Source organism: Nocardia sp. NPDC052112 (assembly GCF_040680135.1).
Classification (GTDB): Bacteria; Actinomycetota; Actinomycetes; order Mycobacteriales; family Mycobacteriaceae; genus Nocardia.
The window spans coordinates 45649-57519 of the sequence record NZ_JBFAWD010000041.1 but is presented as its reverse complement, the minus strand read 5'-3'; the positions used below and the strand labels follow the sequence as shown (position 1 = coordinate 57519).

Below are 11871 nucleotides of genomic sequence, written 5' to 3'. Positions count from 1 at the left end.
ATTCCTTTGCCAGGGAGAGGTGCCGGTTGACGTTTTCTTCGGCAACCGGCTCCAACTCCGTGAGCAGCTCGAGTTGAGTCAGATCCCTTGCCATACTGGTCCTTGCGTCGTTTCGATGAATTCGGACCGTAGTAGCCTAAGAACCCGTCCTGTCCCGGAGCCCTGTCGCAGCTGTGAATCGGCTGTGCGCGGCATGGATATGTCGCCTGCTGTGCACCATGACGACCGTCGCCGGGCTACTTCCGACGCTTATCCTCGAGCTTTGGACGACACGGCAAACGCATCACGAATCGACGCGCAGTTCGCGCGCAGCTCGTCGAGGGTGTGGCCGAGTCCGGGCGAAGTAAACGCCACGCCGGTCACCAGGACTCCCCGGCGGCGCGGGCTTCTTCGGGCGTGCCTGCGATGGAGAAGGCGTCCGCCATCGCATCCGACACCGCGATTCCGGGCATTGACTCTCGCCGACGTCACCGCCGACTGGAGACCGAGACTATTCGCGCGGAGCACATAAAAGCAACTCTCTTGCGATAAGGCCTGCGCGGTGAGCGCCAGTCCGCTCGGGGCCGGAATCCGATCGACCGAAGCCCTTCAGGCACTTCGGCGATCGAGGCGCGGTCGCAGGGGACGGCTCTCAATAAGATGCGGGACCGCAAACAGTCCCCGCCCAGGGCAGGCCGCAGTCGCCATTCCAGCCATGATCCAAACTGCGGTGAAAGCCGTCACCTTGACCGGCCGACCCGGCATGGGCGGCCCCGGCTCTGGCGTCGACGACGGCCGGCGCGGCCGAAACGGGATCGGCTTGGGCCGCCGGAGCTGCGGCGATAGCAATTGCCACAGCTCCCATCGCCAACACTGGTGTGACGTAGCTTCTGATACGCATGGTTGCCTCCCTGGATGACCCTGGACTCATCCAGAATCGCGCCTCGGCGAACCCATGTCGCCACCGCTGACGCCCATCCGCGCTTCCTGCCAGCCGGTATTGCCGCCCGCATGCCAGCAGCAAGCTCGATGCCGCGGACGGGAAGGCGATGGGGTCTCGAACCGGAGGTCGGAGTTATTTGTTACCGGAAAATTCCTATGTGGTGACGGTGCCGACTGCGGTCGTGTTCTGGTGGTTAATTCCGTCCTGGCGAAACGTGGACATATGTTTCGCGGTGTTAAGTCGCGCGCCGAGCATCTGGATATTCTCGCATGCTCGTGAGCAAAATATGTTGCAGCCAAACATATTTCGGTGATCGCCGGCGGCGAGCGTCGTGAGGTTCGGCTAACTCCCAATTATTCTGGACGAAACCATTCGGCAATGGATCGCGCGTGAAATCTACTTATCCGATCTGCTGCGATCGCAGCAGAAAGGGATCGGATATCGCGTCAGCAGCGCTTCGCCCCGAACCGGGAGTGAGCCGAGACCGAAGCCTCGGTCATCGTCAGCACATCGCAGGAGGAACCGTGTCCGCACCCACCATCGCCGAGATCGACAAGGCCATCGAGGAGAACATTCAGAAGTCGCTCGCCGAGATCCCGCACCCCGCGCTGCCGAAGGGCACGAATATCTATGGTGCGACGAAGATCTTCCCGGACTATCGGGCCGAGGCAGGCGAAACCTACTTCACGCTGGTGCACGGCATCGCGCACGAGTCGTCGGTGAGTTTCGTGGCGATCCTGCAGGCCACCAGGGCGTTGCGCAAGGGCTTCGATTCGGCGATCTACTTCTATGGTCCCGGCGCCATCAATGCCGTTGCCACCCGAGGCTTTCCGACCACTGGCGATAGCGGCTTCCCGGGTGAGCAGAACATCAACGAGGCGCTGGCGACCTTCATCAAGGAGGGCGGCAAGGTGTTCGCCTGCCGATTCGGGCTCGCCCTGCACGGTGCTCGCGAAGAGGACCTCATCGAGGGTGTCATCCCGGCACACCCGCTCGATGTTCAGGACGCATTGATCCACTACGCGCGCAAGGGCGCCATCATCAACTCCACCTATCAGCTCTGAGGTGACCCGATGACAGGTCTGTCCACTCGAGTCGATCTGGCATTGCTCGGCGTCCGCGCCGAGATGCCGGTGGGGCGCCGCTCCGGTGCGGGCCCCAGCGACGACGGCCACGTACTCATCGACGGCATCGGCGCCGCCGTTCCGATCCGCTCCGACAGCCCCTTCGTGGTAGCGGGCAACCGGTTGCTGCGGTCCGGCACCGATATGGGCATCGAGATCGAGCCCGTCCGCAGGCCCATGTTCTACGACCTGGCCACTGCCGACGGAGTGTCCTACGAGAAGATCGCCAAACTACACGGCTCGAACGTACTGGCTACCACGGTGGTGCAGACCTGCATCCGCTACGGCGCGGACCAGCGCTGCCGGTTCTGCGCCATCGAGGCCTCGCTGGCCGCGGGCAGCACCATCGCGGTGAAACGGCCCGACCAGCTCGCCGAGGTCGCGGCGGCGGCGGTCCGCCTGGACGGCGTCGAGCAGATGGTGATGACCACCGGAACCTCGGCGGCCAAAGACCGCGGCGCCCGGCATCTGGCCCGCTGCGTGCGGGCGGTCAAGGCGGCCGTGCCGGACCTGCCGATCCAAGTGCAGTGCGAGCCGCCCGGCGATCTGAACGCGCTCACCGAGTTGCGCGAAGCGGGCGCGGATTCCATTGGCATCCACGTCGAATCGCTCGATGACGAGGTGCGCAAGCGGTGGATGCCGGGTAAGGCGACGGTGCCGCTGAGCGAATACCGGGCGGCCTGGGCAGCGGCGGTACGGGTGTTCGGCCGCAATCAGGTCTCGACCTACTTGCTGGTCGGGCTCGGCGAGAACCCCGACGAATTGGTCTCCGGCGCAGCCGAACTCATCGATATCGGCGTCTATCCGTTCGTGGTGCCGTTCCGTCCGCTGGCGGGCACGCTCGCCGTCGACGTGGACGCGGCGACCGCGCCGACTCCGCAACTGCTGGCCGACGTCACCAACCGGGTGGCCGAGGAACTGCGGCGGGCCGGGATGCTCGGCGCGGACCAGCGCGCCGGATGCGCCGCCTGCGGGGCGTGCAGCGTGTTGCAGAACGTGGGCGGCTGAGATGGACAGCTCAGCCGCGGACCTATGCCTGCTTGCCGGTGCGTCGGTCGACAACTCCCGCGCAACGGATTTCCTTATCCAACCGGCCGACCGGCGGCAGCTGGCCGCCTACCGGGTACTGCGGCGCGCCGAATTCGTCGTGGATCAGGGGTTGTTCGCCGGCAGCGACGCCGACGACAGCGATGACGATGCCCGCACCCAGGTACTGGTCGCGCTGGATTCCGACGGCGTCGTCCTCGGCGGCGTGCGCCTGGCGCCCGCGACCGACGAAAATCTGGGGTGGTGGACCGGCAGCAGGCTGGTGGTGGATCGGCGTCGCCGCGCCGTCGGGGTCGGCCCGGCCCTGGTCGTGGCGGCGTGCGCGTACGCCGAAAGTCATAATGTGCTGCGGTTCGAAGCCACCGTGCAGACCCGCTACGAGCCCATGTTCGCGCGCCTCGGCTGGATCAGGCTCGGCGACAAGGTGATCGGCGGCGTCGAGCACACCTGGATGCGGTGGCCGATCGATCGGGTGCAGCGGCTGGTCGGCGCCACCAAGGCGTTGCTCGCGCAGACGCTGGCCCCGCTGCGCGGATCGCCGCTCGGTCTCGGCGGCAAGGGGTTTCGCGGGGATGACGGTGTCCCGGTGCCGGGCAGCGACCTCATCGCGGCATGTGACGCCATCCTCCCGTCGATGGTGGAACGTGATCCGGAATGGGCCGGCTGGTGTTCGGTCCTGGTCAATATCAATGATCTGTCGGCCATGGGTGCCACCCCGATAGGCCTGCTCGATGCGGTCGGTGCGCCGACCCACTCACTGCTGACCCGGGTGATCCGCGGGCTTGCCCGCGCGGCCGAGGCCTGGGATGTGCCGGTACTCGGCGGGCACACACAAGTGTCGGTACCGCCATCGTTGTCGGTGACAGCGCTCGGCCGCGCCGCGGCCCCGGTGCGCGGCGGCGGTGGCAGGCTCGGCGATGAGCTGTGGCTGACCGCCGATCTCTCCGGCGGGTGGCGCCCCGGATACCACGGCCAGCAATGGGATTCCACGTCGCGACGCAGCGGTGCGGAACTGCGGGCACTGGCCGGATTCGTGGCGCGGGCCGCCCCGGCTGCCGCCAAGGACGTCAGCATGGCCGGGCTGGCAGGCACTTCCGGCATGCTCGCCGAGGCCAGCGGCCTCGGAGCCGAGCTGGATGTCGCGCGTATCCCGCGACCCGACACCGTCGCATTCGCGGAATGGCTCACCTGTTTCCCAGGTTTCGCGATGATCACCGCGGACCGGCCCGGTGCGCCGATCGTGTCGCCAGGACCGGCCACCTCGGCGGTCTGCGGACGACTCGTCTCGACCCCCGGTGTCCGGCTGCGGTGGCCGGACGGCATCACTACACGCGCGGTGCACAGCACCGTGACCGGATTGGGAGAATCATGAACCTCACGATCTCCGTCGCTGCCGCCGAGTTCGGCCGCGATATGGAACAGGGCTATCGCACGATCGCCCGCCTCATCGAAGAGGCCCGCGCCCGCGGCAGCCGCTTACTGGTGCTGCCCGAAGCCTGCCTCGGCGGCTATCTGCCCAGTCTGGGGGGCGGAAACGAGTCCGAGGAGGCCAAGCAGCGCAGACTGCGCGCGCTGCCACCCGCACTCGCATTGGACGGCCCCGAGTTGCGCCGAGTCGTCGACATGGCCCGCGATCTGGTGATCACCTTGGGCTTCTGCGAGGCCGACGGAGAAAACCGTTACAACGCGGCGGTCACGCTGTCCGGTGACGGAATCCTCGGCTCCTACCGTAAGGTTCATCAGCCACTCGGTGAAAATCTGTGCTACGCAGCCGGTTTCGAGTACAAAGCGTTCGATACGCCGGTCGGCCGAATGGGTATGCAGATCTGCTACGACAAGGCGTTCCCGGAGGCTGCGCGGGCGCTGGCGCTGGATGGCGCGGAGATCATCACCTCGTTGTCGGCTTGGCCGACTGCCCGGACGCAGACCGTGCCGAATCTGGAAGACGATCGGTGGAAGCGGCGCTTCGACATCTTCGACCAGGCGCGTGCGGTGGAGAACCAGTTGGTGTGGGTGGCGTCCAACCAGGCGGGCACCTTCGGATCGCTGCGGTTCGTGTGCAGCGCCAAGATCGTCGGACCCGGCGGGGATGTGCTGGCAACCACCGGCGTCGAGCCGGGGTTGGCCACCGCTACGGTCGACGTCGCCGAGGTGCTCGGGCTGGCTCGCGGCGGCGGCATGTACAACCTGCGCGATCGTCGTCCCGACCTGTACCACAGCGTGATTCGCGAATACGGCGTCGTCGGACAGCCGGCGGTTCCGGCAGAACTGGAGTCGGCTCATGCCTGAGATGACGTTCGTGATCGAGTGGCCGAATGGGAGCAGTCAATCGTGCTATTCGCCGTCACTGGTGATGCACGATCACCTCGAGGCCGGAAAGATTTATCCCGTCGCCGAATTCCTCGCTCGCACGCGTACGGCCCTGAACGAGGCCAGCGAGCGAGTACGCGCGAAGTTCGGCTACTACTGCAGTTCGGCGGCGGATCAGCTGACCGTGATCGAGCACAGCGCCGCGCAATTCGAGCCGTGCGAATTCATCCGCGTCGTCTCGATGACACCGGCGCTGGTCGTCGCGAATACCGTTGGAGAACAACCATGACCACCGAATACGAGGTCGTGGTGATCGGCGCGGGTCAAGCCGGTCTATCCATCAGCTGGCAGCTGACCCGCCACGGCATCGACCACATCGTGTTGGAACGCGACACCATCGCCCACGAGTGGCTCGACAGCCGCTGGGACAACTTCACTCTGGTGACACCGAACTGGCAGTGCGTGCTGCCCGGCTACACCTATAGCGGGCCGGATCCGGACGGATTCATGAAGCGCGACGAAGTGTATGCCTTCGTGCGTGCCTACGCCGACGTGTTCAACGCCCCGGTTCGCGAGGGGGTAGCGGTCACCTCCGTCCGGCAGGCCGCGGACAGCGGATACGACATCGGTACCAGCGCCGGGCCACTACATGCGAACCAGGTCGTGGTGGCGACCGGTGGCTACCAGGAGCCGATCGTGCCGCGCTACGCGGAGAAGCTGCCACCGACCGTCGAACAGCTGCACTCGGTCGAATACCGCAGTGGCGCAGCCCTTCCCGAGGGCGAGGTACTTGTTGTCGGCACCGGGCAGTCCGGTGCGCAGATCGCCGAGGACCTGCATCTGGACGGTCGCAAGGTGCACCTGGTCGCCGGTGACGCCCCGCGCGTCGCACGCTTCTACCGTGGCCGCGACTGCGTGGCCTGGCTACAGGACATGGGGCACTACGATCTGCCGATCGAGGAGCAGCCGGGCGGGCTCGGCAAGCGCGAGAACACCAACCACTATGTGACCGGTCGCGACGGCGGCCGCGACATCGACCTGCGCCAGTTCGCCATGGAAGGTATGTCGCTGTACGGCAGACTGCTCGACTTCGACGGCACGACATTTCGGTTCGCGCCGACATTGGAGAAATCGCTCGATGCCGCCGATGCCGTCGCCGAGAGCATCAAGGACTCGATCGACGCTTACATCGCGCGCGAAAACATCGACGCACCAGGGGAACCACGCTACGTCCCGGTATGGCGACCCGAAAGTGAGGTCACCACACTGGATCTCGCCGACACCGGCATCACCTCGGTGGTGTGGTCGGTCGGATTCCGCACCGACTACCGGTGGCTGCGCGTCGGGGTGTTCGACGGCCAAGGCCATCCGTGCCACAATCGCGGCGTCACCACCGCACCTGGCCTGTTCTTCCTCGGCCTACCGTGGCTGCACACCTGGGGGTCGGGCCGGTTCGCCGCCATCGCCAGGGACGCGGAGTTCCTCGCCGATCACATCGCGGTGCGTGTCCATGCATCGGCGGTCGCGAGCGACCGCCTACAGGTCGTTCGAAACAGCACCGCCTAGGCAGCGCCGATGGGAACCACACGGATTGCCGCGCTGGCCGGGCACTTCGGCCGGGATATCGGCCGCGCGCTGGAGAAACTCGATGGCATCTTCGAGCGACTCGTCCACGACGGGGTCGACCTGCTGGTGCTGCCCGACGCCACCCTCGGCGGGTATATCGGCGATCTGCGCAACCCGACGATGGGGCCGTTGCCCGAGCCGATCGATCCCGACGGGCCGGAGTTGCGCATGCTGTGCTCGATGGCGGGCCCGATGACGGTGTGTGTGGGATACGCCGAGCGGGACGGCGACCTACGCTACAACGCGGCCAGCTGTCTGACCGGCGACGGTGTCCTCGGACACCACCGCAAGGTGCATCAGCCCGCGGGCGAGCACCTCGCTTATGCGGCGGGGGAGACCTTCACCGCATTCGACACTCCGGTCGGTCGGCTGGGCATGCTGATCGACTACGACAAGACCTTCCCCGAGTCGGCCCGCACCCTCGCCCTCGACGGCGCCCAGATCATCGGCGCGCTGTCGGCCTGGCCGGCCAGCGTCACCGATCGGGCCTCGCGGATGCCCAATGACCGGCAGGCCCGGCTGTTCGACCTCTACGACATGGCCCGCGCCGCCGAAAACCAGGTTGTGCTCGCCTCGTCCAACCAAACCGGTGTGACCGGCTCGCTCCGCTTCCTCGGCCAGGCGAAGGTCGTAGGCCCCGGTGGCGACATCTTGGCGAAGACGTGGTCCAAGGGTGGGCTGGCCGTGGCCGACGTCGATGTCGAGCGGGAGGTGGAGCGGGCTCGCCGAACCTTGCGGCACCTCGACGAACGGCGCGTCGACGCCTACCGCAATCTGTTGCGCGAGAAGGGAACTCGCTGATGCGCATCGCACTGCTCACCTACTCCACCAAGCCACGCGGCGGGGTCGTGCACACTCTGAACCTCGCCGAGGCGCTGGCCAGGGCAGGTGCCGAGGTGACCGTGTGGACGTTGGGACGCGGTGGCGACCGCGTGTTCTTCCGTCCGGTCGACCCGAGCGTGCACATCGAGGTGGTGCCCTTCGAGGCGAACGCCTCGGAAACGGTCGGACAGCGGATCATCCGCTCGATCGAGGTGCTGCGGAAGGCATTCGGGATCGGCGACTACGACGTCGTGCACGCGCAGGACTGCATCAGTGCCAACGCGGTGGGGCATTGCATCCGCACCATCCACCATCTCGATCAGTTCACCACTCCCGAGCTCGCGGCATGTCACGAACGGGCGATCGTGTTGCCATACGCCAGGATCTGCGTATCGGCCGCGGTCGCCGAAGAGGTCAGGACCGGTTGGGGGTTCGAGCCGACGGTTATCCCGAACGGTGTCGAATACGAACGATTCGCGCAGGCCACCGGAACGGGAGCGATCCAGTCTGCGCGGCGCGCGGACTGGCGAGAGCGGTTCGGCCCGTATGTACTCGCGGTCGGTGGCATCGAACCCCGCAAGGGCAGCCTCGACCTGTTGGAGGCCTTCGCGGTATTCGCACGAGGCGCACCCGAGCATCAGTTGGTGATCGCGGGTGGCGAAACCTTGTTCGACTATCGGGCATATCGAAGCGAATTCGATGCGCGGGCGACCGAACTCGGCATCGACCCAGTGGTGCTCGGCACCGTCGAGCACACCGACCTACCCGCACTGGTCGCTGCCGCGTCGGTGCTGCCGTTCCTGTCCACCAAGGAAGGATTCGGCCTGGCGGCCATGGAAGCCCTGGCCGCCGGAACACCTGTGGTCGCCCGTGATCTCCCGGTCCTTCGCGAGGTCTTCGCGGATGCGGTCGAGTACGCCTCGACCCCGGAAACAATGGCCGAAGCGATGACCTCGGCGATTGTGCCCGATACCGCCCGCCGGGACCGCGGCAGGGCGCTGGCCGCCGAATTCACCTGGGATGCAGCGGCATCGGGCCATCTCGACTTCTATGTTTCGGTACAGAGCGGTGTGCGGGGCACGACCAGCGTGCTGTCGGCCCCGGCGCCGTAACGTCATCTCCGGCCGGACAAGGCTCCTTCGAATGTCGCCGTCAATTCCTACGCCGCGGTCCGGACATCGGTGCGCGTCAGCCGCAGAATGCCCTGGCCCTTTCGGATTTCGCCTCGAACACGACGATGCGGCATGTCGATGAGCTCGCGTCGATGCGGCGCTGGTCAGACTCTTCCAGCGGGTACACCTCGGTGTGCGTGGACGCTGTCTTCGACCCGGTCACCCAAGTCCGTGTCGACGTTGCGCAGGTACTCGAAAACACGTTTCAGCACCGGCTCGGTCACGCCCGCGAGCAGGTGACTGACGATGTTGTCGACGAGGCGATCGCGTGCTGCGGCGTCCATCACAGTGCGGACGAGGGTGCCCGCCTGTGCCCAATCATCGTCTTCGCGGTGTCGGACATAGGCGGTACGCATGATGTCGCCGTCTGTGTACCAACTGGGAGGTGGGTAGTGCTCGCTGTCGGCACGCGGTCCGCCCTTGGAGTTGGGTGCATAGACCGGGTCGGTGCGGTTCTGGATCCGCATCACGCCGTCTTTGCTGTAGGTGTGTACGGGCACAACCGGTGCGTTGACCGGGATCTGCTCATAGTTCACACCTAGCCGGGCTCGGTGCGCGTCGGCGTAGGAGAACAGGCGCGCCAACAGCATCCGGTCCGGGCTCGGGCCGATGCCTGGGACCAGATTATTGGGCTGGAAGGCGAGCTGCTCGATCTGCGTGTGATTGTCGACCGGATTGCGGTCCAGAGTCAGCCGTCCGACCTCGCTGAGTGGGTAGTCGCCGTGCGGCCACACCTTGGTCAGATCGAACGGGTTGAACCGATAGCCGGCAGCATCATTGAACGGCATGATCTGCACAAATAGCGTCCAGCTCGGGTGCTCGCCGCGCTCGATCGCCTCGAACAGATCACGGGTGTGGTAGTCGGGGTCGGTCCCGGCGAGCAGGTCGGCTTCGGTCTGGGTGTAGCACTGGATGCCCTGATCCGTCTTGAAGTGATACTTCACCCAGCACCGCTCGCCCCTGGCGTTGATCCACATGTACGCATGCGAGCTGTAGCCGTTCATGTGCCGCCACGTACGCGGTATCCCGCGGTCGCCCATCAGCCAGATCACCTGGTGCGCACTTTCCGGCAGTAGCGTCCAGAAGTCCCACTGCATGTCGTTGTCGCGCAGGTTGTTGTCGACACGGCGCTTCTGCGAACGGATGAAATGCTGGAAGTGCAGCGGGTCCTTCACGAAGAAGATCGGCGTGGCGTTGCCGACCATGTCGTAGTTGCCTTCGCTGGTATAGAACTTCAGCGCGAACCCACGCAGGTCCCGCACTGTGTCGGGGTACCCGCGCTCCCCGGCCACCTGCGAGAATCTGGCCACCAATCGGGTCGAGGTGCCCGGCTGGAACACTGCCGCTTTGGTATAGGCACTGACGTCACGGGTGACCTCGAACCGGCCGAACGCGCCGCTGCCCTTGGCGTGCGGCTGACGCTCCGCGATTCGCTCCCGGTTGAACTGAGCCATCTGCTCGATCAGATAGGCATCCTGCAGCAGAATCGGGCCTCCGGGACCGACAGTCAGCGAGAACTCGTCACTCTCGACCGGAATACCCGAATCCGTTGTCAATGTGAACTTCGAGGTGGACATACCCATACCTCTCATGTGTGTAGAAATTCCTGGCGGTGACCAAACGCGGCGCACCCCATGGCGCACAAATCCACACACCGTCGCGGCATCCAGCCGCATAACGCAGATCGCCCGTGACCCCAGCGTTACCGGCGCCGAATACGCCACCGCACCCACACTGCTCTGCGCAAAGAATCATACCCTTCGACCGAGTTCGCGCATGCCGAAGTCGTCGAGGATCAGCAATGGTCGGCGCCGATAACAAATGCGTCGACACAGTCCCTGTTGTTGCGCACCCAGACCATCGGAATCCGGTTCTGGGCACAGAGTTTCGCGGTCACGGCATGGTTCGCGCCGCCCAAGACAATCAGTCCGTCGATGGCCGATTCGGGCTCGATATCGTTTCGGGCTGGAATGCTTCGGCATCGAGCAGTTTCCGCATGACGATCGCTACCTACTGTCGGCCGAGTGGCCGGAGATCATGGAATCGCTGTGGGCCAAGCACGGTGAACTCGACCATGACGGCAGGTTCTACACCATCGGGAAGGGATATCTCGAGCCGAAAACGATCCAACTGCAGCCGGTGATCGTCGCTGCCGGCCGGTCGCCCGCCGGACTCGACTTCGGGATCACGCACGCGGACTACTGCTTCGTCGCCGGCGACAACTGGGACCTGTTCGGGCAGAGGATGCAGCGCCGCAAGACGCACGCTGCCGGATTGAATCGCGAGCTCAACGCGCTGACCTTCGGCACCGTCGTGGTGAAGGACACCGAAGCGGAAGCCAAGCGTCATTTCGAGTGGTACGTCGACGAACTCGGTGATCTGGAGACCGCCCGGCGCCTGGCGAACAACATCATCAGCGGTGGCGCACCGGCCCTCCCGCCCGAGGTCGTGGCCAAGCGGGCCCGAGCCTACGTCGGCGGGATGGGACGCGTTGCCGCTGGTGGGCACCGCCGAACAGGTTGCCGACAAACTCGCGCGCATGAGCGGTACGGGAATCGGCACTGCCGCCACGACGGGTTGCGTTTCGAACTCCCCGGAAATTTCGTGCCGTCCGGCGAGTTCTCCGGACGGCACGAAACCCGGTATTCAAGGAAGCCCCCGGACGTACAGCACGGAGAGCTATCTCATCGGCAGGCAAACGGAACCATCGGAGCTCACCTGCCGTGGCAACTCGATATGGAAGTGACGACTTCGATTCCGGCAAATTTGTCGCAATAGCCCGTAGTCGCCCGATGCATAGCGCAACGGCACCAAAGAAATCCGGCCCCGAGGGGCGACACGGACGAAG

Annotated in this window: 10 protein-coding genes; 9 read left to right on the top strand and 1 reads right to left on the bottom strand. The window is 65.5% G+C overall.

The features are described 5' to 3' along the window. The first annotated feature begins 1461 nt into the window (after positions 1-1461). The 8 genes from AB0L58_RS40735 to AB0L58_RS40700 are packed head-to-tail and all read left to right on the top strand — an operon-like array spanning position 1462 to position 8963. Positions 1462-1986, top strand: coding sequence for an MSMEG_0572/Sll0783 family nitrogen starvation response protein (locus AB0L58_RS40735; protein ID WP_364396286.1), 525 nt, complete (start codon positions 1462-1464; stop codon positions 1984-1986). 9 nt (positions 1987-1995) lie between these two features. After that, positions 1996-3054, top strand: coding sequence for an MSMEG_0568 family radical SAM protein (locus tag AB0L58_RS40730; RefSeq protein WP_364396274.1), 1059 nt, complete (start codon positions 1996-1998; stop codon positions 3052-3054). Between the two features lies 1 nt (position 3055). After that, positions 3056-4465: an MSMEG_0567/sll0787 family protein gene (locus AB0L58_RS40725; RefSeq protein ID WP_364396271.1), complete on the top strand. Its 1410-nt coding sequence runs from the start codon at positions 3056-3058 to the stop codon at positions 4463-4465. Next, complete coding sequence (locus tag AB0L58_RS40720) at positions 4459-5382, top strand: carbon-nitrogen hydrolase family protein (protein WP_364396283.1); 924 nt, start codon at positions 4459-4461, stop codon at positions 5380-5382. Before AB0L58_RS40725 ends, AB0L58_RS40720 begins: the two co-directional genes overlap by 7 nt. Next, positions 5375-5692, top strand: coding sequence for an MSMEG_0570 family nitrogen starvation response protein (locus AB0L58_RS40715; RefSeq protein ID WP_364396267.1), 318 nt, complete (start codon positions 5375-5377; stop codon positions 5690-5692). Before AB0L58_RS40720 ends, AB0L58_RS40715 begins: the two co-directional genes overlap by 8 nt. Further along, on the top strand, positions 5689-6969 hold the full coding sequence (locus AB0L58_RS40710) for an MSMEG_0569 family flavin-dependent oxidoreductase (protein ID WP_364396264.1): 1281 nt from the start codon (positions 5689-5691) through the stop codon (positions 6967-6969). The genes AB0L58_RS40715 and AB0L58_RS40710 overlap by 4 nt, the downstream gene beginning before the upstream one ends. Positions 6970-6978: 9 nt before the next feature. Further along, positions 6979-7830 carry a carbon-nitrogen hydrolase family protein gene (locus AB0L58_RS40705; RefSeq protein WP_364396261.1) on the top strand — a complete coding sequence of 284 codons (852 nt, stop codon included), beginning with the start codon at positions 6979-6981 and terminating at the stop codon, positions 7828-7830. Further along, positions 7830-8963: an MSMEG_0565 family glycosyltransferase gene (locus AB0L58_RS40700; protein WP_364396258.1), complete on the top strand. Its 1134-nt coding sequence runs from the start codon at positions 7830-7832 to the stop codon at positions 8961-8963. Before AB0L58_RS40705 ends, AB0L58_RS40700 begins: the two co-directional genes overlap by 1 nt. A gap of 164 nt (positions 8964-9127) precedes the next feature. On the opposite strand, the gene AB0L58_RS40695 is transcribed toward AB0L58_RS40700, so the two are convergent. Further along, positions 9128-10600 carry a catalase gene (locus AB0L58_RS40695; protein ID WP_364396255.1) on the bottom strand — a complete coding sequence of 491 codons (1473 nt, stop codon included), beginning with the start codon at positions 10598-10600 and terminating at the stop codon, positions 9128-9130. A 244-nt stretch (positions 10601-10844) separates the two neighbouring features. Here AB0L58_RS40695 and AB0L58_RS40690 point away from each other — a divergent pair, with 244 nt between their 5' ends. Next, positions 10845-11801 (top strand): LLM class flavin-dependent oxidoreductase, encoded by a 957-nt coding sequence (locus tag AB0L58_RS40690; RefSeq protein WP_364396253.1) that lies wholly within the window; start codon positions 10845-10847, stop codon positions 11799-11801. The last annotated feature ends 70 nt before the right edge of the window (positions 11802-11871 follow it).

Excerpts from the sequence above, each read along its gene's own strand:
- AB0L58_RS40730 (WP_364396274.1), top strand. The coding sequence starts at position 1,996 with ATGACAGGTCTGTCCACTCGAGTCGATCTGGCATTGCTCGGCGTCCGC.
- AB0L58_RS40725 (WP_364396271.1), top strand. The coding sequence starts at position 3,056 with ATGGACAGCTCAGCCGCGGACCTATGCCTGCTTGCCGGTGCGTCGGTC.
- AB0L58_RS40715 (WP_364396267.1), top strand. The coding sequence starts at position 5,375 with ATGCCTGAGATGACGTTCGTGATCGAGTGGCCGAATGGGAGCAGTCAA.
- AB0L58_RS40710 (WP_364396264.1), top strand. The coding sequence starts at position 5,689 with ATGACCACCGAATACGAGGTCGTGGTGATCGGCGCGGGTCAAGCCGGT.
- AB0L58_RS40705 (WP_364396261.1), top strand. The coding sequence starts at position 6,979 with ATGGGAACCACACGGATTGCCGCGCTGGCCGGGCACTTCGGCCGGGAT.
- AB0L58_RS40700 (WP_364396258.1), top strand. The coding sequence starts at position 7,830 with ATGCGCATCGCACTGCTCACCTACTCCACCAAGCCACGCGGCGGGGTC.
- AB0L58_RS40695 (WP_364396255.1), bottom strand. The coding sequence starts at position 10,600 with ATGTCCACCTCGAAGTTCACATTGACAACGGATTCGGGTATTCCGGTC.
- AB0L58_RS40690 (WP_364396253.1), top strand. The coding sequence starts at position 10,845 with ATGCGTCGACACAGTCCCTGTTGTTGCGCACCCAGACCATCGGAATCC.